General features: G+C 53.2%; 21 protein-coding genes. 10 read left to right on the top strand and 11 right to left on the bottom strand.

Annotated elements, in window-relative coordinates; genetic code table 11:
* From MKO97_RS07130 to MKO97_RS07155, 6 genes are read right to left on the bottom strand one after another with little or no spacing between them, the layout of a single operon-like run.
* Positions 1–528 carry a 2'-5' RNA ligase family protein gene (locus tag MKO97_RS07130; protein ID WP_241105451.1) on the bottom strand — a complete coding sequence of 176 codons (528 nt, stop codon included), beginning with the start codon at positions 526–528 and terminating at the stop codon, positions 1–3.
* 1 nt (position 529) lies between these two features.
* Entirely contained in the window at positions 530–1,438 is a 909-nt protein-coding gene (locus MKO97_RS07135; RefSeq protein WP_241105452.1) for an NAD(P)/FAD-dependent oxidoreductase, read from the bottom strand.
* Positions 1,438–3,555: a methylmalonyl-CoA mutase gene (scpA, locus tag MKO97_RS07140; RefSeq protein WP_241105453.1), complete on the bottom strand. Its 2,118-nt coding sequence runs from the start codon at positions 3,553–3,555 to the stop codon at positions 1,438–1,440. The genes MKO97_RS07135 and scpA overlap by 1 nt, the downstream gene beginning before the upstream one ends.
* Positions 3,552–4,004: a hypothetical protein gene (locus tag MKO97_RS07145; protein WP_241105454.1), complete on the bottom strand. Its 453-nt coding sequence runs from the start codon at positions 4,002–4,004 to the stop codon at positions 3,552–3,554. The genes scpA and MKO97_RS07145 overlap by 4 nt, the downstream gene beginning before the upstream one ends.
* Before the next feature lie 11 nt (positions 4,005–4,015).
* Entirely contained in the window at positions 4,016–5,386 is a 1,371-nt protein-coding gene (locus tag MKO97_RS07150; protein ID WP_241105455.1) for a methylmalonyl-CoA mutase subunit beta, read from the bottom strand.
* Between the two features lie 45 nt (positions 5,387–5,431).
* Positions 5,432–6,277, bottom strand: a complete 846-nt coding sequence (locus MKO97_RS07155; protein WP_241105456.1) for a helix-turn-helix domain-containing protein — start codon at positions 6,275–6,277, stop codon at positions 5,432–5,434.
* Positions 6,278–6,399: 122 nt separating this feature from the next.
* On the opposite strand from MKO97_RS07155, the gene MKO97_RS07160 reads away from it, so the two are divergent.
* From MKO97_RS07160 to MKO97_RS07175, 4 genes are read left to right on the top strand one after another with little or no spacing between them, the layout of a single operon-like run.
* The gene (locus MKO97_RS07160) at positions 6,400–7,200 is read left to right on the top strand and encodes a phytanoyl-CoA dioxygenase family protein (protein ID WP_241105457.1); all 801 of its coding nucleotides are present in this window, start codon (positions 6,400–6,402) and stop codon (positions 7,198–7,200) included.
* Positions 7,197–8,021 carry a sugar phosphate isomerase/epimerase gene (locus MKO97_RS07165; protein WP_241105458.1) on the top strand — a complete coding sequence of 275 codons (825 nt, stop codon included), beginning with the start codon at positions 7,197–7,199 and terminating at the stop codon, positions 8,019–8,021. Before MKO97_RS07160 ends, MKO97_RS07165 begins: the two co-directional genes overlap by 4 nt.
* Complete coding sequence (locus MKO97_RS07170) at positions 8,018–9,940, top strand: beta-L-arabinofuranosidase domain-containing protein (protein ID WP_241105459.1); 1,923 nt, start codon at positions 8,018–8,020, stop codon at positions 9,938–9,940. The genes MKO97_RS07165 and MKO97_RS07170 overlap by 4 nt, the downstream gene beginning before the upstream one ends.
* A complete protein-coding gene (locus MKO97_RS07175; protein ID WP_241105460.1) occupies positions 9,937–11,457 on the top strand; it encodes an alpha-amylase family glycosyl hydrolase in 1,521 nt (506 codons plus the stop codon). The genes MKO97_RS07170 and MKO97_RS07175 overlap by 4 nt, the downstream gene beginning before the upstream one ends.
* Positions 11,458–11,459: 2 nt before the next feature.
* Here MKO97_RS07175 and MKO97_RS07180 read toward each other — a convergent pair whose 3' ends face one another.
* The 3 genes from MKO97_RS07180 to MKO97_RS07190 all read right to left on the bottom strand — a co-directional run bounded on the left by MKO97_RS07180 (position 11,460) and on the right by MKO97_RS07190 (position 14,055).
* Positions 11,460–11,810, bottom strand: coding sequence for a septum formation initiator family protein (locus MKO97_RS07180; RefSeq protein ID WP_241105461.1), 351 nt, complete (start codon positions 11,808–11,810; stop codon positions 11,460–11,462).
* A 141-nt stretch (positions 11,811–11,951) separates the two neighbouring features.
* Positions 11,952–12,560 carry a uridine kinase gene (gene udk / locus MKO97_RS07185; protein ID WP_241105462.1) on the bottom strand — a complete coding sequence of 203 codons (609 nt, stop codon included), beginning with the start codon at positions 12,558–12,560 and terminating at the stop codon, positions 11,952–11,954.
* A gap of 862 nt (positions 12,561–13,422) precedes the next feature.
* Entirely contained in the window at positions 13,423–14,055 is a 633-nt protein-coding gene (locus MKO97_RS07190; protein WP_241105463.1) for a hemolysin III family protein, read from the bottom strand.
* Positions 14,056–14,182: 127 nt separating this feature from the next.
* Between MKO97_RS07190 and trxB the strand changes: the two genes are divergently transcribed.
* Together trxB and MKO97_RS07200 are read left to right on the top strand one after the other, a co-directional pair.
* A complete protein-coding gene (gene trxB / locus MKO97_RS07195) occupies positions 14,183–15,127 on the top strand; it encodes a thioredoxin-disulfide reductase (protein WP_241105464.1) in 945 nt (314 codons plus the stop codon).
* Between the two features lie 121 nt (positions 15,128–15,248).
* Positions 15,249–16,481 carry a YCF48-related protein gene (locus MKO97_RS07200; protein ID WP_241105465.1) on the top strand — a complete coding sequence of 411 codons (1,233 nt, stop codon included), beginning with the start codon at positions 15,249–15,251 and terminating at the stop codon, positions 16,479–16,481.
* Between the two features lie 51 nt (positions 16,482–16,532).
* On the opposite strand, the gene MKO97_RS07205 is transcribed toward MKO97_RS07200, so the two are convergent.
* A complete protein-coding gene (locus MKO97_RS07205) occupies positions 16,533–17,366 on the bottom strand; it encodes a GIN domain-containing protein (protein ID WP_241105466.1) in 834 nt (277 codons plus the stop codon).
* A gap of 602 nt (positions 17,367–17,968) precedes the next feature.
* On the opposite strand from MKO97_RS07205, the gene MKO97_RS07210 reads away from it, so the two are divergent.
* From MKO97_RS07210 to MKO97_RS07220, 3 genes are all read left to right on the top strand, one after another.
* Positions 17,969–19,123: a glycosyltransferase family 2 protein gene (locus tag MKO97_RS07210; protein ID WP_241105467.1), complete on the top strand. Its 1,155-nt coding sequence runs from the start codon at positions 17,969–17,971 to the stop codon at positions 19,121–19,123.
* A 39-nt stretch (positions 19,124–19,162) separates the two neighbouring features.
* Entirely contained in the window at positions 19,163–20,476 is a 1,314-nt protein-coding gene (locus MKO97_RS07215; protein ID WP_241105468.1) for a dihydrolipoamide acetyltransferase family protein, read from the top strand.
* A 72-nt stretch (positions 20,477–20,548) separates the two neighbouring features.
* Positions 20,549–22,066, top strand: a complete 1,518-nt coding sequence (locus tag MKO97_RS07220; protein WP_241105469.1) for a T9SS type A sorting domain-containing protein — start codon at positions 20,549–20,551, stop codon at positions 22,064–22,066.
* 98 nt (positions 22,067–22,164) lie between these two features.
* Here MKO97_RS07220 and MKO97_RS07225 read toward each other — a convergent pair whose 3' ends face one another.
* Positions 22,165–23,208: a YafY family protein gene (locus tag MKO97_RS07225; protein WP_241105470.1), complete on the bottom strand. Its 1,044-nt coding sequence runs from the start codon at positions 23,206–23,208 to the stop codon at positions 22,165–22,167.
* A 516-nt stretch (positions 23,209–23,724) separates the two neighbouring features.
* Between MKO97_RS07225 and MKO97_RS07230 the strand changes: the two genes are divergently transcribed.
* A complete protein-coding gene (locus tag MKO97_RS07230) occupies positions 23,725–25,245 on the top strand; it encodes a TROVE domain-containing protein (RefSeq protein ID WP_241105471.1) in 1,521 nt (506 codons plus the stop codon).
* The last annotated feature ends 157 nt before the right edge of the window (positions 25,246–25,402 follow it).

The following is a 25,402-nucleotide window of genomic DNA, read 5'->3' on the forward strand; positions in this document are numbered from 1 at the left end:
TTACTCATATAAACGGATCGTTACCATTCGTTCTACGGCGGAGCCATCAAGTCTCACGATCGCAATCTCGTCGATCCTTCCGGCTATTTCCATCTCATCGATATTCCACTCCTGCGCCAGCTCCCGGCAACGCCTAACGTCGGGGAGCGTCGCCACCGTCAGGTGCGGAATATAGTCGATATCCGTTCGTAGCGCCGGCAGCAGCCGCTCACCGTAAAGGAGATCGTGCAGTTTCACGAACCGGCTGTTTCCTTCATCCGGAACCAGAAACACGTGGTAGTCGCTCGCAAAGGCATCCTTATGGACCATCGCACAGCGCAACGCAAACCAAAAGGCCGCCACATCCGAAGCCCGTTGCCGGATTTCGGTCACGAGATCCGCGTAAGAAAGCAGGTCAGTAGGGAAAACCAGTGTAAAATGGGGTTCGATAAGTGCGTGGTTCACCACGTCGTATTGCGCCCGGAAAAGGCCGATATTCCGGATATCCCGGGCGTCGAGTTTCGGAAAGGCGACTACCGCGTACGTCATATCAAAAATCTTCTTCTACCAACTCCCGGTTCAACAACATGCCCGCCACCGCTCCGGCCGCCACCGCTCCGGCTACCGACCGTCCGGTGGTGGCATTGTCGCCGGCGGCATACACGCCTTTCACACAGGTTTGCTGGAACACGTCGGTGGTAATCGAGCCGTGTTCGTTGATCTCGCAGCCTAATGACAACGGCAGGTCGCACTGCTGGGTCGTTTCCGGATGGGCATATAAAGCTTCCACTTCGGCGGTGCTACCATCCGTAAAGCGAATCGAACGGATAAGGCCTCCTTCGTGCACCAGCGCCTCGACTTTCTTCTCGACAATGGCGATGCCATAGTGCGCCAGTTTCGCTGCCTGTTCGCCCGTAAGTCCGGCCGGACCGTTACTATATAAGGTTAGGTCATCCGTCCAATTGTAAATCAGCTCAATGAAGCCGTAGGCCGTTGCGCCTTCGGCGAGTACGCCTGTTTTCTTTCCACGCACTTCATATCCGTGGCAATACGGACAATGCACGACGGTAATCCCCCAACAGGCAGCAAAACCCGGAATGTCGGGGAGTAGGTCTTTCAAACCGGTGGCGAAAATCAGTTTCCGCGCGGTGTGGATGGCGCCGCTGTCGGTCTCGATGGTAAAGTATGGACCCGCTTTCGCCGCTGCGGTGGCGGTCGCTTCGAGAAGCGTAATGGTTGAATACCGGCTGACCTGTTCGCGGCTAATCCGAAGCAATTCGAACGGCGCGATACCATCCCGCGAAAGAAAATTGTGTGAAGCAGGCGTGGGGGCATTACAGGGTTGCCCGCTGTCGATCACGAGTACGTTCCGCAGCGCCCGACCCAGGGTCATGGCCGCGGATAAACCGGCGTGGCTTCCTCCGATGATAATCACATCGCATACGGAAGCCGCTGCCATCAGTCGAGCAGGATTTCCAGTATGCGGATGGCCGCTTCACTGATTTTGGTTCCGGGTCCAAACACTGCTACCGCGCCCGCGTCGAAAAGGAATTGGTAATCCTGGGCCGGTATTACCCCGCCGACGATGACCATAATGTCTTCCCTTCCATACTTCTTCAATTCGGCAATCACTTGTGGCACCAGCGTCTTGTGTCCGGCTGCCAAAGACGAAACGCCCAAAATGTGCACGTCGTTCTCTACCGCCTGCTTGGCGGCTTCCGCCGGCGTTTGGAACAACGGGCCGATGTCCACATCGAATCCTACGTCGGCATAGCCTGTCGCGACGACTTTGGCCCCGCGGTCGTGGCCATCCTGTCCCATCTTCGCAATCATGATGCGCGGTCGGCGGCCTTCCTGTTTGGCGAAGGCGTCGGCCAGTTGCTTCGCTTTCTCGAAGCTTTCGTCGTTCTTGATTTCCCTGCTATACACGCCGCTGAAAGATTTGATTTGTGCTTTGTATCGTCCGTATACGGTTTCGAGGGCATCGCTGATCTCACCCAGTGTCGCCCGATGACGCGCGGCTTCTACGGCGAGTTCCAGGAGGTTGCCGGTGCCCGACCGTGCGGCTTCCGTCAGTTGGGAAAGGCAGTCGGCCACTTTCGCTGCATCGCGTTGGGCTTTGATTTGCGAGAGGCGCTCTACCTGTTGGTTACGCACTAGTTCGTTGTCGACGTCAAGAATGTGCAACGGGTCTTCTTTTTTCAGGCGGTATTTGTTGACGCCTACAATGATGTCCTGTGCGCTGTCAATACGCGCCTGTTTTCGCGCGGCCGCTTCCTCGATGCGCAGTTTCGGGATACCCGCTTCGATCGCTTTCGTCATTCCGCCCAGCGCCTCGACCTCTTCGATCAGTGCCCAGGCTTTTTCGGCGATTTCCTTTGTCAGGCTCTCCACGTAATAGCTGCCGCCCCAAGGGTCGACCGTTTTCGTGATTTTGGTTTCCTCCTGGAGGAAAATCTGGGTATTGCGCGCGATCCGGGCCGAAAAGTCGGTCGGTAAGGCGATGGCCTCGTCAAGCGCATTCGTGTGCAGCGACTGTGTACCGCCAAAAGCGGCAGCAGCGGCTTCAATGCAGGTACGGGCGACGTTGTTGAAAGGGTCCTGTTCCGTCAGGCTCCATCCTGATGTCTGGCAGTGTGTGCGAAGTGCGAGTGACTTTTCGTCCTTTGGATGGAATTGTTTGAGCAATTTTGCCCATAGCATTCTTCCGGCGCGCATCTTGGCGATTTCCATAAAATGGTTCATTCCGATGGCCCAGAAGAAGGAGAGGCGGGGCGCGAAATCATCAATCTGCATCCCGGCAGCAAGTCCGGTGCGGATGTATTCGAGTCCGTCCGCCAATGTATACGCCAACTCAATATCCGCTGTCGCACCCGCTTCCTGCATATGGTAACCGGAAATCGAAATTGAGTTGAATTTCGGCATGTGGCGGCTGGTATACGCGAAAATATCCGCGATGATCCGCATCGAAGGGGTAGGCGGGTAGATGTAGGTATTCCGCACCATGAACTCCTTCAGGATGTCGTTTTGAATCGTACCCGATAATTGCGCCGGTGTCACGCCCTGTTCTTCCGCAGCGACGATGTAGAATGCCATGATGGGCAGTACCGCCCCGTTCATGGTCATTGACACCGACATTTCGCCCAGGGGAATCTGGTCGAACAGGATTTTCATGTCTTCCACCGAATCAATCGCCACACCTGCTTTTCCGACATCACCTACGACACGCTCGTGATCAGAGTCGTAGCCGCGGTGGGTAGCCAGGTCGAAGGCAACCGAAAGTCCTTTTTGTCCGGCGGCGAGGTTGCGACGGTAGAACGCATTACTTTCTTCCGCCGTTGAAAAACCGGCATACTGGCGGATCGTCCAGGGTCGACGCACATACATGGTGGCGTAGGGGCCACGCAGGTTAGGTGCAAACCCAGCACCGAAACCCAGGTGGGTGGCATCGGCGAGGTCGTCTTTGCTGTAATGCGATTTCACCGCGATACCTTCCGCTGTGGTAAAAGAGGTAGTAGCCTCGGCTGAAGCGACGCTCGTTTTGGGTAGTGATAAAGTCGTTACGTTTTTCCTCATTCCGTGAGTTGATACGTCCATTTACGTTTGGTATAGTTCGGATTCACTGTCTCCAGAATACCCGATCCGATGCTGAGCCCGCTGCCTGTAGCGAACAACAGAAATGCCGCTTCGCCACCGCTTGCCGCTACAATCGCCGCGGCTCCCATAGTCGCCACGCCCACAATGAGCACAACGGTCTTCAGCGTGCCGAATGACTTCGACTGTTTCTTGATGCTCGTGATGGTTTCGAGTGGTATTTCTGCGCCGTCGACCAACAGTTTCCCGTCGGCGGTGAAGTGGAGTTCCCCGATGTGTTTTTTCATATCCGACGTGCGGATTTTCACACGGGTATTTTCTTCTAACACGACTTTTTTGCCGGTATTGGCAATATTCGTCATTTCGAGTTTTTTCTGGGCCGTGGCGCCTATCGTCAGAAAGAGCGCCAAAAGGGAGAGTAGGTGTTTCATGGGTTTGGTTTTCAGGATTCGGCAGCCAGTCGTTCCTGTTCGGATTTCTCGGCCAGCCGTTTTTCGATGATAGGCGTTATAAGTGTTTTGCGGGGTTGTGTCTTAACGAACGGGAACAACTGAAGGTCGTCTTTCATCCGGTCGGTTTTGTTCGGATATTTGTTGGTGCCGACGAGTACTTCCGCGCCGCTGTCGAAAGCCGCCTGTTCCTTTTCGGCGCTTTCGCGTATTTTCCGCTGTATAGTACCCTCTTTCAGTTGGGCAAGGAAACCGCCCCCGGCTTCGATTTCTTTAAACAACGCCAATGCCTTTTCCGCTAGTTGGGCGGTGAGGGTTTCGATGTAATAGCTGCCGTCTGCCGGGTTGGCCGTCACGTCGAAGTGGCTTTCGTTTTTCAGGATGAGCAGTTGGTTGCGGGCGATCCGTTCGCCGAACTCGTTGCTTTTGTGGTATAGGGCGTCGTAGGGGAGGTTGGTTACGGTATCGGCACCTCCGACGATGGCCGCCATGCATTCAGTAGTGGTGCGCAGCATGTTGACGTTGTAGTCATACAGCGTCTTGTTACGGCGGGTCGGTGTGGCGGCGATGCGGCATCCGATCGGTCGTCCGTGAAGTTCCGCCAGCGAAGCATATAGCATCCGCAGCGCCCGTATCTTGGCAATCTCAAAGAAATAGTTGGGACCTATCGCCAGGTGAAAGGTCGGTTCGTTCGCACTTTCGACCGTACGTTCAAGGTACTCGTTCATATGCGAAAGGGCATACGCTAATTGCTGCACACTTGTTGCGCCGGCGTTTTGGTAGCCGGTAGCGTCGACGGACAATAACGAGAGGTTGGGGTATCGGGTAATTCGGGCGGAGAGCCATTCGAAGTTATCGCCGATGCCCGCGAACCAGTTACCGTCCTGGGTCAGGTGGCGAATCGGGTCGATCTCGCAGGCCATGACCACCTGGTGTTGCGCGGCAATCTGTTGTAATTTCTGAAGGATGGTGTCGGAGGCCACTGCCAGCCGGAAAGAAGCCGGTGCGGTTGCAAAAGGGAAATCCCGCAACAACGTCTCCACATCACAACTGTCATCCGCGAGCAAAAACCGGATGGCGTCGGCTCCGCGCTGCACCGATTCCACCGCACGGAGGGCGGATTTTGGCACATCGAAGACGAAGATTTCCTGGCAAATTGAAAACCCGCTGGTCGTTGCCGGAACCGCATTTTCAATGGTGTCTTCGTCACCGTGGTAAAAAGGCTTTACGCGGATCCCGTCCGGACTGTCCCATACCAGTGTTTCATTGTAATCGGCGCCCTTGAGTTCATATTGAATCTGTTGTTTCCAGGCTTTGGACGCAACGGGCTGGAAGTCATCGAAAAGAGAGGCTTTTCCTGGCACTTTGGTGGTGTTTGCTTACTTGCAAATATAACCAAAAACGACACCCTAAACTGTCGATTTCGCATTTTTACGGAAGGCAGACGGGGTCATTTCCTTCTTTTGCCGGAAGATGCGGTTGAAGTAGGTCAGGCTGTCGTAGCCGGTGTCGGTCGCTACCTGCCGGATGGTTTTATCGGTCCGCACCAGTTGCAGGCAGGCCTCGGCCACCCGGATGTCGTTTACGTAATCCGAAAAGCCCCGTCCAGTGTGTCGTTTGAAGAATTTACAGAAGGCGCTGGGCGAGAGGTGTATCAGGGCGGCCACTTCCGAAAGTGTTACCCCGGTGGCCGCTTTTTCCTGTATAAAGTGGCATACGGTATTGATTCGTTGTGCATCGGCCGGACGAAGGGCGACGAACCGTCCGGAGGCCAATACCCGTGCGGTTTCATGGGTCAGTTGGTTGAGCGCCGACAATAGTTCGACGACCCGAAGTGCCGGTGGTAGGTCGGGTAATTGCCGGAGACGAAGTGCGAGCGCATCGGATACCGGGTCAAAATGGAGTCCGCGTTGCGCGTCTTCCAACAGCCTACGAACGCCTTCGAATTCCGACAGGGCGAGGAAGGGCGCGAGAAACGCCTCCGAGAACTGGATGACAATCGCGGAGGAGCCGTCCTCATCCGGTGCACTCGACCACGTATGGGGCAGGCGTGGACCCAACAACACGAGATCACCCGGCACAAACGTTTCATGGTTGTCGCCGACAATCCGCGTTCCGGAGCCCTGCGTGATCAGCGTGAGTTCACACTCGGGATGGTAGTGCCACCGAAACTCGAAATGCGGCAGGGAAAGCGCGTAGGCCACGAAAGAGGCGTCTTTCCGTATGGCATCGACTTCTTCTCGAACGGGTTTCATGGGTGTATGTAGGCTATTTGAGAGACGAATGTACATACAAAAAGGAAATATAGTGCCATCTTTTGGTGTAGTGTGCCGTTTTTTGTCCCATCGCCCCACTACTTTTGACCAAAACGAATGATATGGACCTCCTGCACGAACCGTATGTATTGTCAGACGAACAAATCGCCTTTTACCGCGAGAACCGGTATATCAAATTAAAACAGGTGTTCGACCCCGAAACGCTGGCGCATTTCAACCGCGTCATCTCGGAGCAGGTCGACCGCATGCACACCGATGAGGTACCGCTTGACGAACGCGACACCTATGGTAAAGCCTTCCTGCAATTGTTCAACCTCTGGCGCGAAAACGACGAGGTGCGTGCACTGGTCTTCAGCAAGCGACTTGCGGGCCTTGCGGCAGCGCTTATGGAAACAGAAGGGGCGCGGTTGTATCACGACCAGGCGCTTTTTAAAGAAGGTGGAGGTGGCATCACGCCCTGGCATGCCGACCAATATTATTGGCCGTTGACCACCGACAAAACTGTTACGGCCTGGATCCCGTTGCAGGCCACGCCGCTTGAAATGGGACCACTGGAATTCAGCGCAGGCAGCCACGTCATCGTCGACGGACGCGAACTGGCCATAGGCGATGAAAGTGAGCAGGCGATCCAGCAACGGCTTCGGGTGACCGATTTCCGGCATGTCATCGAGCCGTTTGATGCGGGGGAAGTCAGTTTCCATTCCGGTTGGGTGTTTCACCGCGCCGGTGCCAACCAAACCGACGAGATGCGAAAAGTAATGACCGTTATTTACATGGACCGCGATATGATCCTGAAACAGCCCGAGAACCGCAACCAGGAGAACGACTGGCACAAATGGTGTCCGGGTGCCCGCGTGGGTGAGGTCATCGATACACCTTTAAATCCTATCTTGTATCCATGAAAATACAATACTGTGCTACCTATTGGGGCTGCGAAGGAATGGCAGGCGACCATTTCCTGGATGTGGCCCGTGAGGCGGGTTATGAAGGGGTGGAAATCAACCTTCCCTCCGGCGACTTTGACCGCCCCGACTTTAGAGACAAATTGGAAACATGGCGCGAGCATGACGGTTTTGCGTTCGTCGCCCAACAGGTGCTGGCCGGTCGTCGTGAGTTGCCGTCGGAATACATCACCCGGATGAAAGAGCGACTGGAACGGCTCGCGGCCTTCCGTCCGGACTTCACGAACTCACACACCGGCAAGGATTTCTTTTCTTTCGACGATAACTGCCGCGCCATCGAAGCGGCCGAGACGGTGGCGGTGAAAACAGGCATTCCGGTCTACCATGAAATCCATCGCGGGCGGTTCACCTTTCATTTGCTGGGCTTGCTTCCGTATCTCGAGAAATTCCCGGAGATGAAACTCACGGCTGACTTTTCCCACTGGTGTTGCGTGTCAGAAAGTTTGTTGGACGACCAGCAGGAGGCGCTTTCCCGTATTTTCCCGCACGTACGCCATTTGCATGCACGGGTGGGCTTCCCGGAAGGGCCACAGGTGGGCGACCCCTTCGCGTCGGCTTTTGAAGATGCGCTGTCGGCACACGTAAGTTGGTGGGAGGACATCATCCGCCAGAGGAAAGCGGCCGGGGATGCGACTTTTACCATCACAACCGAGGCAGGCCCGGAGCCGTATATGCCGCTTGACGGAAACCGTCCGGTAGCGGATAACTGGGAAGTGAACAAACGGATGATGTCCTTCCTGAAACAAACCCTTTCCTTATGAAAACACACGCATTATTGGTTTTGTTCGGACTTTCCGCCTACGCGCAGGATCCCTTCGCCGTCCAAAAACCGTTTGCCGAAACCTATACCGTCTTACCGGTCGGTGCCGTGCGCCCCGAGGGGTGGTTGCGCCAGCAGATCGCGCAGAATCTCGACGGTTTTACCGGACATCTCGACAGCCTCGCACCCGATTTGGTGGTAGCCGACGACATCTTCGTGCGCGACCGGCTTTCCCGGAAGGTCAAATCGAAAGACGTGGGCGCACTGGGGAACGAAGGCGACTGGCAGATTCAATTGCTGTGGTGGAACAGCGAAACGCAAGGGAATTGGTGGGATGGATTCATCCGTAGCGCCATCCTGTTGGGCGACGAGACCCAGCTAAAGCGGGCGCAGGCGCATGTCGACCGTATCCTCGCCAGTCAGGACGCCGATGGCTACCTGGGCATATACGACGCCGATCTCCGCTATAACTTTGATAATGAGAATGGCGAGTTATGGGCGAAGACGACCCTTTTGCGCGGCCTTCTCGCCTGGTACGATTATACACGTGATTCCCGTGTGCTGGATGCGGTGCGCCGGGCTGTCGACAATACCATGACCGGTTTCCCCGCGACCTCCCATCCGTTTTATTCGAAGAATGAGAATGTGGGCGGTACGTCGCACGGACTCACATTCACGGATGTCCTTGAGACGTTGTATTCCTATACCAAAGACCGGAAGTATCGCGATTATGCCCTCTTCCTTTATAAAGATTTCTCCCAGCAGAAACTGAACGAAGACGGTCAATATGCCAAGTTGATGGATCCGGCGCTGCCGTTGAAAGGACACGGTGTGCATACCTATGAGCAGCTTCGTTCGCTGGCAGCAGCGGCCTACGCGTCGGGCAACCCAAAGCTGCTGTCGGCCTTACACCAGTTTGAAGAAAAGATCGATAAAGCGACCACTGTCACCGGTGCACCCATCGGCGACGAGTGGATTTTGGATGGAAAAGCCGACCCGGAACGTGGTTACGAGTATTGTTCCTTACAAGAGTTGATGCACAGCTACGAAAGCCTGTTCGCCAAAACCGGCAAGACGTCTTACGGTGATGCCATCGAGCGTTTGTTCTTTAACGCGGCCCAGGGAGCCCGGCATCCGGAGGGCTGTGGTATCGCCTACCTCAAAACCGACAATTCCTTTGAGATGACCGGAGGACGGAATGGCGATACATCGGATCCCAAACAAACAAGATATCGCTATTCACCCGTCCATAAAGAAGCAGCCGTCTGTTGTGTGCCGAATGCCGGCCGGATAGCGCCGTATTACGTGCAGTATATGTGGATGAAAAAAGGGGAGGATACGCTCATAGCGTCCTTATTAGGCCCATCGACACTCACGACGGAACTCGGTAGAAAAAAAGTCCGGATTACCGAAACGACGGAGTATCCCTATGGTAATCGCCTCCTATTTACCATCGAAAGTGCTACCGATTTTGTGCTGCTCGTCCGAAAGCCGGGATGGGCAACCGTCAAGGATTCCCGGGACCCGCGCATCCTGCCACCCGAATCGCCCTTCTGGCGGTACGAGGTAAAGAAAGGAAAACAGGAAATCGCGATTGAACTGCATCCGAAATTCAAACTGGCAGAAGAGGCCGACGGAAAAGGATGTTATTTTACCTACGGCCCTCTGGTATTGGCTTATCCGATCGAGGCCGAGGAAGTCGTGACCAAGCGTTATCCCTTCGGCGATTTTAAAGAGTTGCACTACCGCCCGAAAGACCGTCGGATGTACTTCCTAAGTCCGAATGAGCCGCCGCGATATGAGCAGAAAGACGGGCATTTTTTTGTAGAACTCTACGACGAGCACCAGCGTCTGCGTCGACTCGAACTGCAACCTGTCGGCAAAACCATCTTACGTCAAACCGTATTTCCACGACTATGAAAAAAATAATCCTACTTGCCTTCCTTTGCTTCGCCTCGGTTGCGCAGTCCCAAAACGATGTCTTTTACCATGTCTTCCAACGCAGTTTTTTCGACAGCGACGGCGACAAACAGGGTGATTTGAAGGGCATCCGTCAAAAACTCGACTATCTGCAGGCGTTGGGGGTAACGACGCTGCTCCTTACGCCTCTATACGCGTCTGATTTTTACCACAACTATTTCGCGTACGACTTCGCTGCGATCGATCCGGAGTATGGCACGATGGACGATTACCTGCTGTTGGTGAAGGAAGTCCATAAACGCAACATGAAAATCTACCAGGACGTCGAAATGCAATATGTGGCAGGCGGTCACCCTTGGTATAAAGAAGGTTACGGCCAACCCGGATCGCGTTATGGTGATTACCTCGTCTACCTTGATGAAGCGAAAACCAAACCCTTTCTCTTCTGGAACATTGACGATTTCACCATGTGGGACGGTCACAAACAGAAGATCCTCGTGGTCAATATGGCGAATCCGGAGGTGAAAGACTACACCTATCGCACCCTTCTGCACTGGGTAGACCCCAATGGCGACGGACGTTTTGACGATGGAGTCGACGGCTTCCGACTCGACCACATGATGGACGACCTCGACAACGCCGGTAAGCTCACCCATCTTTTCCGTGACTTCTGGACACCGCTACTCGGTAAGCTGCGCGCGACGAACCCGAAACTGAAGATCGTGGCGGAGCAGGCTGATTGGGCGTCGTATGGGCATGAATACATGACGGGCGGTTCGGTCGATTATACGTTTGCGTTTCGACTGAAGTTCGCGCTGACGAAGTTCGATAAGCGCGAGATACTGAAGACAGCCGACAGTACCTTCCATTTCAATCCGGCCGGCAAGAACCAATTGGTTTTTCTTGAAAACCATGACACGGGTCGTTATGCGTCAGAACCTGGTATGACCGTCGCAAAGTCAAAGGCAGCCGTAGCCCTACAATTGCTGATAGGTGGCATTCCGTCGATTTACTACGGACAGGAAATCGGCATGAAAGGCAAGCAACAGTCGTATGGCACTACGGATGGCAACGACATCGGCGTTCGCGAGGCCTTCGATTGGTATACGAACGGACAAGGAAAAGGCATGGCGCGTTGGTACGAGAACACGGGCCCGTGGTGGGATACCCGAAACGAAAAGTCTACCGACGGTATTTCGCTTGAGGAACAACAAAACGACCCGAATTCGCTTTTCAGCTGGTACCGCACGCTATTGGCGTTGCGGGCGAAAACGCCAGCCTTGCAGCAGGGTGTTTTTTCAGAGGTACGGAACGACAACGATGCAGTCGTCAGTTTCTACCGTGCGTATAAAGGAATGAAGGTGTTGGTCGTCGTAAACCTGTCGGATAAAGCACAGGTAGTAACACTGGAAGGCGCCTCGTTGGTAGGGAAAAACCTGCTGCACAAAGGCTATTTCTTCAAACGCAGCGCTCGTGTTGATCTGGCTCCCTACGAAGTGATGGTGGCGAAGCCCTGACCTTAGTCGGGTCGGCGGGTTACGGTGTCTTTGCGCTCGCCTTCGTACTCGATGATGTAGATATCCTCGCTGTCGCGTTTCATGTAGTATTGCTCCCGGGCGTATTTCTCTACCTGGTTGGGGTCTTTCAGCGCTTCGATACTCATCGAATCGCGGCGGATTTCGTTTTCGTAATACCGTTTGTTCGCCTCCAGTTCCTCGATTTCCTTGTCAAGCGGTCGTTGGTTGAGCCACGAATAGTTGTCGAAGAACAGCATCCACACTACAAAAAACAGCGAAATCAACACGTAGCGGTTGCTGAGCACACGCAGTACGGGTCGTTTTTCGAGTGATTTTTTTAAGGGGTTTCGCATGCGGACGGTTGGGAGTCTTACGTTTTGGGCGGTATGCTATTTTGTCAAAGATTTGGTCTAAATTACGGGGTTACCTCGCGTCCCACAAGTTTTTTTTACCCTAACCGTGAACCACGACGCCCCACACTCAAAACTCAACACTCAAAGGATTCGCTGGTTGATCACCGCCCGCACCACATCGATCGCCACCGTATTGTATTTATCGTTCGGTATGATGATATCCGCGAAGGCCTTCGTCGGTTCGATGAACTGCTCGTGCATCGGTTTGAGTGTGCTTTGGTAGCGGTTGAGCACTTCGTCCATGTCGCGGCCGCGTTCGGCGATGTCGCGTTTCAGGCGTCGGATCAGGCGTTCATCCGGATCGGCGTGCACGAAGATCTTGATGTCAAACAGGTCGCGCAGTTCCGGATTCGCCAAAATCAGGATTCCTTCCACAATCATCACCTTTCTCGGGTGCGTTACCACCACATCGTCGGTGCGGTTGTGGGTCACAAACGAATAGACCGGTTGTTCGATGGGTTGGTTGGCGCGCAGTTGCCGCAAGTGTGTCACCAGCAACTCGAAGTCGATGGCCCGCGGATGGTCAAAGTTGATCAGCGCCCGCTCTTCGTAGGAGAGATGGTCGTTCCGGCGGTAGTAATGGTCTTGTGAAATCACCCCCACTTCCGCGTCGGGCAATTCGTTCATGATTTGGTTTACGACGGTCGTCTTCCCGCATCCGGTGCCGCCCGCGATTCCGATGATCAGCATGTTGTGTTGTTTCTTCGTGTGCTGCAAAAATACACGGTCATTCCGATAATTCGGACTTTTGCATTTTAAATTTTAAACCCCGCGGAGGGCAATTAGTAGCTGGCGTAGTCAATCAGTTTGTTTGTTTCGGGGCCGCTTTTCCGGCTGTGCGCTGCAAGTCCTCAGGCCTCAGGCGGTTTCGCAACGCGCTTCGGGTGCTTCCGTTGGTCGCACCTCCGCCGCGGCGAAACCAGCCTTCGCCCTTCCGGGCTTTCCGCTGCCATCCGGGCGGCATCTTTTCGCACCGGCGCTTGTCCGTTTTAATAGGAGGTAGGTCAAAGCTGGGGCATTTGGCCGCTTACCACATTTAACAAAAACGGCGGTTTTCCCGTAAAATGCTGTCGTCGGGAAACCGTATCTTGTCATAGGGAAGGGGCGGATGCGTCCCTTAGTCATTGGCGCGGACAGGGCAGTATGGGAAAACCGCATCTTTTGTTAAATGTTGGGAACTCGGTACGCAAATGTCGCTTCCGCGGTTACGCCTTCGCTGCCACGAAACCAGGCTTCATCCTTCCCGTTTTTCCGCTTCCATTCGGGCGGCGTCTTTTCGCACCTGGGCTAGTCAATTTTAATAGGAGGTATGTCAAAGCTGTGGCATTTCCCCGCTTGCAACATTTAACAAAAACGGCGGATTTCCCGTAAAATGCTGTCGTCGGGAAACCGTATCTTGTCATAGGGAAGGGGCGGATGCGTCCCTTAGTCATTGGCGCGGACATGGCAGTACGGGAAAACCGCATCTTTTGTTAAAAAGTAATGATTGGAATGAAGGCGCGGGGGCTTTGTCCCTCACGCATATGGATCAACTGCGGATAAAGTGGGGTACTTACAATAAGTACAGAAAAACCGCCAGGAAATGGCACAGGCTGCCACCCATCACAAACACGTGCCAAATGGCATGGCTATAGCGCATTTTTTCACGGGCATAAAAGATAGTTCCCAGTGTGTAGCAAGCGCCACCGGCCATAATGAGTCCCAGCATTTCGCCGCTTAAAGAAGCCCACATCGGCTGTATGGCGGCCACAATCAGCCAACCCATCAACAGGTAAAGCGATAGCGACAATTTCTTCGAATACCGCAGTCGTGAGAATTTGAAAAAGAAACCGGCCACTACGAGTGTCCAGATCAGGCCGAAAATCCACCAGCCCCATGCACCTTTGAGTCCCAGTAGGGCAACCGGTGTGTACGTGCCGGCAATAAGGATGTAGATACACAGGTGGTCGATCCGTTTGAAGAACCGCTTCCACTTCAGCGTCGACATGGCGTGGTAGCAGGTCGAGGCCGTATACAACGCCACCAGGCTTACACCAAATACGGTCGACACGGCGATGGTCAGCGTTGATCCAGTAGGCACGGCATACACCAGCATAAGGGCCAGCGCCACAACCGAAAGCAAGGCACCGATCCCGTGTGTCAGCACGTTATAGAATTCTTCTTTTCTGCGATTTTTCGGCGGCATGCCACAAAGGTACAAACATCTGCGATACGCGCGATTGCCAATGGCTGTATAAACAAATCCAATGTGCGGGTTATGGTATAAACCGTAAAATCGCTGTACTTTAGCGCCACCAAAATACACCTCCATTATGGCAGATATAGAAAAAGTAAAATGCCTTATCATAGGTTCGGGCCCGGCCGGATATACCGCCGCCATTTACGCCGCCCGTGCCAATATGCATCCTGTGTTGTACGAAGGGATCCAACCCGGCGGACAGCTCACGACCACGAATGATGTCGAGAATTTCCCGGGTTATCCGGACGGCATCTCGGGGCCTGAAATGATGATCCAACTCATGCACCAGGCCAAGCGGTTTGGCACCGATGTGCGCAGTGGCTGGGTAACCAAAGTCGACTTTTCCGGCAGCGTCCATAAAGTATGGGTGAACGACGAAAAAGAGATCCACTGTGATACGGTGATCATCTCTACCGGTGCTTCGGCCAAATACCTCGGCCTTCCATCCGAGCAGCACTATTTGTCACTGGGCGGTGGCGTATCGGCCTGTGCTGTATGCGACGGTTTCTTCTACCGCGGACAGGAAGTGGTGATCGTTGGCGCGGGCGATTCGGCTTGCGAAGAGGCGCACTACCTTTCTAAGCTGTGTAAAAAAGTGACGATGCTCGTCCGCAGCGATCAATTCCGTGCTTCCAAAATCATGGCGGAACGCGTGCAGAAAACCGAAAACATTGACATCCTGTTCAATACCGAAACCCTTGAAGTATTGGGTGATGGTCATGTCGTAAACGGCGTGAAGATCATCGATAAGTCAAAAGGGGAGGAGAAGGTGATCCCGGCCACAGGCTTCTTCGTCGCGATCGGCCACAAACCGAATACCGATATTTTCAAAGACTTCATCACGCTCGACGAAACGGGTTACATCGTGAACCAACCCGGTACGTCCCGCACCAATGTAGCCGGCGTTTTCGTAGCGGGTGATGCCGCTGACCACGTCTACCGCCAGGCGATTACCGCAGCGGGCACCGGCTGTATGGCGGCGCTTGATGCCGAACGCTATTTGGCAGCGTTGTCGTAATAGACCGTATCATAAAACGAAAGGGCCGGATGTATCCGGTCTTTTTTTTCGCGGGTGCGTTTGCTTTTTTGATAACTTTAACAACGGCAAGCAGTTATATTATCTATCCCAACATCCGCGTATGAAGCAATCCTTACTCCTTCTTCTTTTGCTGTCACTCCCCTTTTCTGCCTCATATGGGCAATGGTGGACACCGCAGTCTTCCGGTACTTCCCAACCCCTGAACGACGTTTTCTGCCTCACACCTGAAGAGGTAGTCGTGGTAGGCGAATCGGGTACCATCCTCAAAACGACCAACGGCGGAACTTCGTGGTCAACCCGGGCATCCGGTAGCGCGAGTTCGCTGTACCGCGTGCAATTTCTCGACGCGCTACAGGGCGTAGCGGTGGGTTCAGGAGGTACGATTCTGAAAACCTCCGATGCCGGCGAGACCTGGACGCCTGTCGACAGCGGTGTTACCGACCCCCTTTACGGACTCTCTATCCTCAATGAGAGTGTGTGGTTTGTATCGGGCGAAAACGGCACCCTCCGTAAGACAGTCGACAGCGGTGCTACGTTCACGACCCTATCCTTTCCGGTCACGACGCCCATCGTCCGCCTGCAATTCCTCAATGCCAATGTAGGCTATGCCATGTCGGAAGGTCTCTATAAAACGACCGATGGGGGCGCCACGTGGGAACTCAAATATGCCCTTCCGTATCAATCCATATACTTCGCAACGCCTTTCTACTTCATCACGCCCAACATCGGGTTCATAGCCAACCAGGAGGGAACGGTCTTCCGCACCACCGATGGGGGCGACATTTTCTCGGCTTTCAGTTCGGCCGGTTTCGGTCCGCTTGATGTATTCGCCTCAAACGATGCGTCGATATGGGCGGTCAACAATGCGGCGACACTTTGTGGTTGTGACTCGTTCTGTATATCGAAGTTTGACCTGTCGCCCGATGCGCCCTTCGAAAGTGCCGAAAACTGCGAGTTGGGAGGCGAGAACACCGGTCGTTTCCAGGCCATCCGTTTTGCGAATGCCACTACCGGATATGTGGTCGGACAAAGTGGGAAGATATACAAGAACACGACCGGCATGATGGGGCCCCTGGCCACGAATACCTTCGATTGGCAGGCAATCCGGTTGTATCCTAACCCGTCGTCAGGAAGGGTGACGGTGTACCTGGGACAAAATGCCCCGACCTCCATGACGCTTGAAATAGCCGACAGTATGGGCAAAGTGGTGTATAACGCCGCTACCCTGGATCGGGAAGCTATAGTGGATGTGTCGCGATGGGCAAAGGGACTTTACTTTCTGTCCGTCACCGCTCAGGGCCAACGGCATACCGAGAAACTGATAGTGAACTAATAAAAAAACCGGTGATGAGCCGGTTTTTTTGTGTAGAAAAGGAAAGGCTGCCTATTTCATCTGCTTCTTAAGCAATTTGGCGTTGTCGGCGAATTTCCGGATTTCCATTTTCGGTTCGCCGTAAATCCGCACTTCCGCATCGCCCGAGGCTTCGACCGCCAGCGTGGTATCGGCCCAGATATCGCAGTTTACATAGCCTTCCGCCACCAAAACGATGTTCTTGGCTGTGAGCTTCTTTCCAATGAAACCGGCGTTATTGTCGAGGCGCAGCGTCATATCGATGACATCCCCCTCGATGGTGGCCTCGCCTTTTTGGTAGAGGTCGCACTTGAATTGGGTGGCGGCGATCAGCGCTTTCACGGTCGCATTCTTGCTGACCAGGATGGTAGCGCTTTCTGATTTGCCGTTCAGGGCCACCTGCGCACGATCATCGGCGGATATCGTAAAACTCTTCGGTGACAGGTTGAGGTTGAGTTTTGCATTGTCATACGCGTCAAACCGGATGTCCTCCAATTTGATTTCTTCGAGTGCGTTCACGACCGATTTGTGTTTCGCCATTACGCTTGTGAAGGCATCGGTGTAGGTTACCCGGATACTGAATTTCTTCGCCCCGCTGATGTTTTTTGCCATCGAAAGAATGAGGGTACTGCCATTATAGGAAAGGCCCAGCGCCTCGTGCAGGTTGTCGTCGGCTTCGATCTCGACGCCGTTTTTGTCGCCTTTGATGAGTGATACTTCCAGTTCGTCCCGAACTTCAAGTGCCGTAAAGGGCTCCACGGCTTTCTGTTCGATCGTGACGATCTTCGAACCTTTGAGGGTTTCTTTTTTCTGGGCGTGCACCAGGGTCACGACGAGTAACGACAATACGAATAAGAGACGCTTCATGTTTGGTTAGGTTTACGCAAATATAATAGGAAGTTGGTCGATTTGTGATGCACGAAATTTCGAGCTGAGAAAATAAAATAGCAGGGATCGCCGAGACGTAATACTGGTCAATTGCCTGACCGGTCGGGCAGGGCTCACGACACCGCCGTTCCCTTTCTTCGAAACGAAAAATTCGCAACCATCCTCTATTTTCAAACGATTTTTATGCGGAATCTGCAACGAAAACCCCAAACGTTTACGTCCGAAACGTAACGTTTTACGTCACAGGGGGTAAAATTTTACGTTGTCAGGGGTAAAACTTTACGTTTGGAACCTAAAATTTTACGTCCGCCTACGTAAAACTTTAGGTTTCGAGGGTAACGCTTTGGGTTCGGGACGTAACGTTTTAGGTTTTGGGAGGAGGGTGGGTAGTTGATAGTTCATGGTTCATAGTTCATGGTTCATGGTTCATAGTTGATAGTTCAGAGTTCATCGTTCATCGTTCATCGTTGATAACCCAAACCCCAAACCCCAACCCAGAACTCTCAACCCAGAACCCTCAACCCTCAACTATCAACTGTCAACTATCAACTGTCAACTCCTAACATCCTATCTTTGTCTTCGTGAAAATTTCCGTTGTCATCCTCAACTACAACGTGCGCTGGTTCCTGCAGCAGTGTGTGGACAGCGTGGTGAAGGCGTTGCACGGACTCGACGGCGAGATCATCGTGGTCGACAATGCCTCGCCCGACGACAGTGTGTCGATGGTCAAGACGGTTTTTCCGCAGGTGCGACTCATCGAAAATGCAGATAATGCGGGATTTCCCAAAGGCAATAATAAAGGAGTGGAAGCAGCGTCCGGCGAATGGCTCTGCATCCTGAACCCGGATACGGTCGTTCCTGAGAATCTCTTCCGAAACCTATTGGAATTTGTATCCGCCAAAACGGCTATCGGGGCGGTCGGCACCCGACTGGTCGACGGCACCGGGCATTTCCTTCCCGAAAGCAAACGGATGCTGCCCACGCCGATGGTGTCGTTGGGCCGTATGACCGGACTCTACAAATGGTTCCCCGAGACATTCGGACATTATTATGCCCCCCATGTTTCACCTACCTCGATCGGAAGGGTGGACGTACTCGTGGGGGCATTTCTCTTTCTCCGAACGGAAGACTACCGGGCGCTCGGCGGTTTCGACGAACGGTTTTTTATGTATGGGGAAGACATCGACCTATCCTACCGCCTGCAACTCACCGGAAAAGCGAACTATTTTTTCGGGCACGCCACGGTGTTGCACTACAAAGGAGAAAGCACCCTGAAAGACATCCGCTATGCCCGTCGCTTTGCCGATGCGATGACGTTGTTCCACCAAAAGCATTTTCGTGTGCCCGCGCCGGTTGCGGCACTTTATAGCCTCGGAATCCGACTGTTCGCCCGATACAAATTCCGCAAAGCCGCTCACCATCCGGTGCAGATTCCGCAAGGGTACCTCATTGTGACCGATAAAAAAGAAGTTTCGGAACGAATACGCCTAAAAACCCAAAAAAATGCAACGCAAGTCGCATTTGAAGACGTAAAATCCGTAATTTCGCAAACGTTTTCGCTGGCAACGCCATTGGAAGTTTGGCTTGATGTCGACTACATCGGATACGAACGGTCCATCGGCTTTCTGGAAGCATGGAAAGATAAAGGGCTGACCTTTAAATTTCTGCATCCGACGGAAGGTTATGCCATCGGAAGCGATAGCAGTGAAGGGCGCGGAACCGTCCTCCATTTTTAAATAATACGTACTTTTGCAAACGACTGCAACCACGGTTTTATGGCAAAGTTTGAACTGAAATTGCCCAAAATGGGCGAAAGCGTCGCTGAGGCGACCATTACTAACTGGCTTAAGAAAGTAGGCGACCCTATTGAGGCCGACGAGGCTGTACTTGAGATCGCTACCGATAAGGTCGATTCAGAAGTACCGTCGGAGGTGTCGGGTGTTTTGTCTGAAATCCTGTTCAACGAGAACGATGTGGTGAAAGTAGGCCAGACCCTGGCGTATATCGAAACCGCAGGCGGCGTGGCAGTAGAAGCCCCTTCACACGATATCCCGGCTGCGGCAGCCGCCGTCGAAAAAACGGTGGAAGCAGCCAAAGCGGTCGTTTCAACGCCCGATTTCGCAGGCTCCGATAAGTTCTATTCGCCATTGGTAAAGAACATCGCCAAAGAAGAAGGCATTTCGGTAGCCGAACTCGATGGCATCGCCGGAACCGGCAAAGACGGTCGTGTGACCAAAACCGATATCCTCGACTATATCGCCAACCGCAAGTCGGGCGCTGTCGTACATCCAAAACCGGCAGATGCTGAGCTCAAACTGGCCGCCCCGGCTCCGGTAGAAGCGCCAAAAGCGGCCCAGGTCATTCCGGTATCAGTAAACGGCGGCGACGAGATCGTCGAAATGGACCGTATGCGGAAACTCATTTCGACCTACATGGTGCAGTCGGTGCAAACCTCGGCCCACGTGCAGTCGTTCATCGAAGTGGATGTGACCAACATCGTCAAGTGGCGCGATAAAGTGAAGAATGCGTTCGAGAAACGCGAAGGCGAGAAACTGACCTTTACGCCCATTTTTATGGAAGCGGTTGCCAAAGCGCTCAAAGACTTCCCGATGATGAATATCTCGGTCGATGGTGAATACATCATTAAAAAGAAAAACATCAACCTCGGTATGGCCGCGGCCCTTCCGAACGGTAACCTGATCGTGCCGGTCATTAAAAATGCCGACCAACTCAACCTGGTGGGTATGGCGAAGGCGGTCAACGACTTGGGTAACCGCGCGAAGGCAGGCAAACTGAAACCAGATGATACACAAGGCGGTACGTATACCGTCACCAACGTCGGAACCTTCGGCAGCGTGTTCGGTACGCCGATCATCAACCAGCCTCAGGTAGGCATCCTCGCATTGGGCGCCATCCGCAAGGTGCCGGCCGTCATCGAAACTCCTGAAGGCGACTTCATCGGCATCCGCCAGAAGATGTTCCTGTCGCACAGCTACGACCACCGCGTGGTCGACGGTGCCTTGGGTGGCAGCTTCGTGAAGCGCGTGGCCGACTATTTGGAGGCGTTCGATGTGAATAGGGATATCTAACATCAAAGTAATTACTTGAAGAAAAGACAGCCGGTTACGCTGTCTTTTTTTATTTTTGGATAAACTTTTGGCATGAGAAACCTCCTGATTGTCACACTGATGGCTATAACGTGTTGCCATGCACAGATACCCACTTTGGACGCTGACTTCGGCTCGTCTGGAGTTACACTTGCAGATCTTACAAACGGACTCGACGCCGTGGGAACCATCGGTCGTCAATCCGATGGCAAGTTGGTTGCGACGGTCTTCGGTACCTATAGTATTGACGGTAGTATCCGCCTTGCACGTTTCACTGAAAACGGACTCCTCGATACTACATTTGGGGTAAATGGCATGGTGGAAACACCTTTTTTCTGTCTGGGAACGGATAGTAAACAGCGTATTGCCGTACAATCGGATAATAAGATACTGGTGGTCGGAGGAATAAAAACGAGCGTAGGTCTTATTCATAAAAACGCGTTGACGCGTTATGAGGCGGATGGCTCCCTCGATATGAGTTTTGGAGATATGGGCCTTTCGGGCGGTCCGGGTACTTCTGAGGCAGAATGTGTGACGGTGTTGGAGGATGGCAGTATCATGGTGCTGGGCGGAAGTTCGTCGGGAGTGGTGTTATCAAAGTATCTCACGAGTGGTTATTGGGATATGGGGTACGCGGATGGCGGCAGGATTTCGTTTTCATTTACCGACTCGACGGATGACATAGAATGGGCCAAAAAGATCATTGTCCAGCCCGACGGTACGGTCTTGGTACTTGTGGAAGTCGAACAGTTAATAAATGATTCGCGGTGGCGTGCCCCTGCGGTAGCAAAACTTACAGCGTCCGGCGAGTTCGTTACCGATTTTGGATCGGAGGGTAAATGGATGGGCGAAATGACGAAAGAGTCAAATGCCTATGATTTTTCTGTTCTCCCCGATGGTACGATTGTCATAGTGGGCGACCAGAAATCGCTAGCCACGAGTTTTCGGGAGGGCACGATTATGAAACTTGATTCAGCCGGTAATCCAATCAGCTCATTTGGATCTGGAGGTGTAGTTTTCGATACGCTGTCGGGCGGTACCGGAGATACGACTTTTCATTCTAACCTGATACTGGATGGAAAGATACTGTGTCTGGCCTACCTTCAAACCTCTTTAACAACCGGCGACATAGGTTTGGCCCGCTACCTTCCGGACGGCACGCTGGATACCACATTCGGTAACCAGGGAAAATATATCCTGGATGCGACAGGCGGCGTGGAAGTGGCTGTTTCTATGTACTTGCAGCCGGACGGTAAATGTGTAGTAGGAGGCCTTACGTTTACTTCGGCGCTGCTTGCAAGGTTGGATGTGGGTAACCTCGGTACAAGCGAAGATAGGATAAACCTTATTACTGCCTGGCCCAATCCATTTTCTGACAAAGTTGTGTTGTCGGGCCTAACGTCCGAAACCCAGGTGGCGTTGTGCGACCTGTCGGGGAAGGTACTCCACGAGAGCTATCTGCAGCCCGATCAACCTGTTTGGCCGCTTCCGCAGTCGCTGGCCAAGGGCGTCTACTTATTAAAGTTGGTTTCCGGAAATGCATATCGCACCCTCAAACTGGTCAAATCCTGATGACCACTACCACAACGCCATCGACCCGCAGTGGCAGCTTCGTCAAGCGCGTGGCCGACTACTTAGAGGCGTTCGATGTGAACCGCGATAGTTAAAAGTTATGACCCGGACGCTGTTCCGGGTTTTTTTGTGGTTTTGTCATAGTGACCTGCCGCGTCCCGCAGCCTTTTCGCAATGCGCGACGCCAATAACCGCGGCGCCAACACCTTGACGTATTCCCCAAACGACAGGATTTCCTTCTCCAGTTCGAAATTCAAAACAACATCGATACGCACCAAAATACCGCCTTCCTGTTCGGCCAGCACCGTCTGTGAGTGGTGAAGGGGTTTCGTCAGTACGTAGGGTGCGTGGCGGGGGTGAAATTTCAGCAGCACTTTCTGCGCGCGGTCTTTCGGGCTCTTCGTCACACCAATCAGGTCGTCGTAATACCGTTCAAAATCCACGCCGTCGTATTCCACAAAAGGCTCTTTTGTCAACTCGTGGAACTCGATGATCCGATCCAGCGCCAGCGTCAGCATCGCGCCACCGCGCGGCGTGCAGATCAGGAACCAGCGATTGCGGAACTCTTTCAGTAAATACGGATAATAGACCTTGCGTTGTGAGTCGAGCGCGCGAAACGATTTGTATTCGATCATTAACGGCGTCTTCGACAAAATAGCCTGGTAGAGCCGGTTGATGTGTTCGAGGCCCTTCAGTTGCGCGTTGCTTTCAAACTGTATGTAGTTCCGGGACTGCCCGGTCGACTTGTTCACGTTATTCTCGAGTCGCGCTATCATATCGCTCATCTCCTCGAAATACTGAAAACCGTTCAGGTGCTTGAGCAGGCTGACGACCTCTTTCATCTTTTCGGTATCGGCGTGGCTTACGGGCGAATTGGTGATGCTGTACTGCTCGTCTTCGTAAAGGTAGAACTTCCGGTCGATCACGACAATCGGGGCATTGTACCCCAGCTTATCGCTCCGCATCATCTGTATGTCGCCCTGTATCGTCCGGCGGCTCACACCACTCGAAATGCCTTCGTATTCGTACAGCGCGTCGGACACTTTCGCGATCAAATCCTCCAGCGTCCATTTTCGGAAACGGTTGCGCAGGCAGGCGTCGATGGTTTTATATCGTAACAGAGCGAGTTTGTTGGTAGCCATAGTGTTTGTTTTGTCATTCTTGTCCTTCTGCCGCCTGTTGCTTTTTCCTGCGCCTGGCAAATGTTTGGGGCGCGCCCCTTCGACAGGATATTGTTGTTAGCCGGTCGGTCCTGTCCAGTCGAAGGGTCGGGCTGTTCGTTGCAACTCCTCGCGGCAAAAGCCGTTTTTCAGCCCTTGGCTCCGGCTTCCTCCGGTCGCCGTGCCAATGGGCGAAAAACCCGGCCTTTGCCGCTGCGGGGTTTCCACTTCCATCCCTCGCGCAGGCAGCTTCAGAGGAAAATACCCGTTTTTGGCCTTCCCAAATGTAGCCAATCACGTTGTAAATACGCAGTCTATTTGCGTACTACGTTTTTAATGAAAGTTTTTTGATATAAATTAATGTTTTAAATATATGAAATACAGTGAATTGTAAAATAAATTTAAAATAATTAAAACTGCGCAAATGCAATGCGTAATAAGCCGGACATCTTTGCCTTGTCAGTAACGAACACTGGCGCCGAAAAAAAAAACGAAGCCATGAAATTCAATTTACGTATCCGTAAGACAACGCAGGTCGTCAACCATGAAAAAGCAAAAGCCTATGTGATGACGCCTGAAACCGAACTGTATGCCGCTGTCGCTACTGCCGGACTCAGCGATATGTTCTATGAATCGACCGATAAACGGCTCGAGCGCATCGTCGCCCTGATCGCCCAATGTAGCCCCGAATTCGTTGCGAAGCTTGCCGTGTATGTACGTACCGAAATGCACCTGCGATCCGTACCTGCCGTACTCGCCGTAACGCTGGCGAAACAGCAATCGGGTAATGCCATTGTGGGTGCCGCTGTGGCCGGAGTCGTTCGGCGTGCCGATGAAATCACCGAGTTGCTCGCCGTATACCAGCTACTGAATGGCCGTACGGGTGCCAAAAAGTTGGGCGCACTTTCAAAACAGGTACAGAAAGGTCTGTCGGTCGCATTCAACCGCTTCGACGAATATCAGTTCGCCAAGTATAACCGCGACACCGAAATAAAACTCCGCGACGCGCTCTTCCTCGTGCATCCAAAAGCGAAGAACGAAAACCAGCAGGTCGTTTTTGATAAAATAGCCAGCAAGTCACTCAGCGTACCCTATACATGGGAAACAGAATTGTCGAAACTCGGGCAGGTGGATTTTGCCAGCAACGGCGAAAAAAATAAGGCGTTCACACAGAAGTGGGAAGAACTCATCGATGCCAGCGCTTTAGGCTATATGGCGTTGCTCCGCAACCTGCGTAACATCGCCGAAGCCAACGTTTCCCGAAAACACATCGCGAAAGTCTGTGACGTGCTGTCGGACCAGGATCAGGTAGCGAAATCCAAGCAGTTACCGTTTCGCTTCCTGGCCGCGTACCGCGAGGTTAAAGTGTTGAAATCGCCCTATGTCGCATCATTGTTGACGGCTATAGAAGAGGCTGTCATGCACAGCGCGCAGAATATAAAAGGTTTCGGTTTCGACACCTCGCTTGTTATCGCCTGCGATGTTTCGGGTTCGATGCAGCAACCGGTTTCCAAGAGAAGCAAAGTGATGCTTTACGACATCGGGTTGATGCTCGCCATGCTCCTGCAATCACGCTGCAAGGTCGTAACGGCCGGAATGTTCGGCGACCGCTGGAAAGAAATCAACGTCTCACGACGCAACGTCCTGTCGAATGTCGAAGCATTCTATCGACGCGAAGGCGAGGTGGGCTACGCGACCAACGGTCATCTGGTCATCGAATCGCTGATTGCCCGCCGACGTATCGTCGATAAGGTGATGCTGTTCACCGACGTACAATTGTATGACAGCTCCGGCCATGGCAATTCGTTCGCCTCGTCCTGGGCACGATATAAGAAAATCGCCCCGGAGGCAAAAGTCTATGTATTCGACCTGGCAGGCTACGGCCAGATGCCGCTGGATGTCCGCCAGAACGATGTACACCTGATCGCAGGCTGGTCAGACAAGATCTTCGACGTACTCGATGCCATCGAAAACGGTGGATCGGCCGTCGAGAAGGTGATGGCTGTGCCATTGACCTAATTCATGTCCCCCGTGGTCAAAGGAATTGCGGGGGATTCACGAAAAAAAGGTGCCGTAGCGCCGGGTTACTTCGTGGCCAACGCAGGTTCGAATCCTGCCATCGACGCGAGTCGATGAATGCCCGGTGCGCTTGTCGCCCTTACCAATAAATGCGTGT

This window comes from Flavobacterium sp. HJ-32-4 (assembly GCF_022532105.1).
GTDB lineage: Bacteria > Bacteroidota > Bacteroidia > Flavobacteriales > Flavobacteriaceae > Flavobacterium.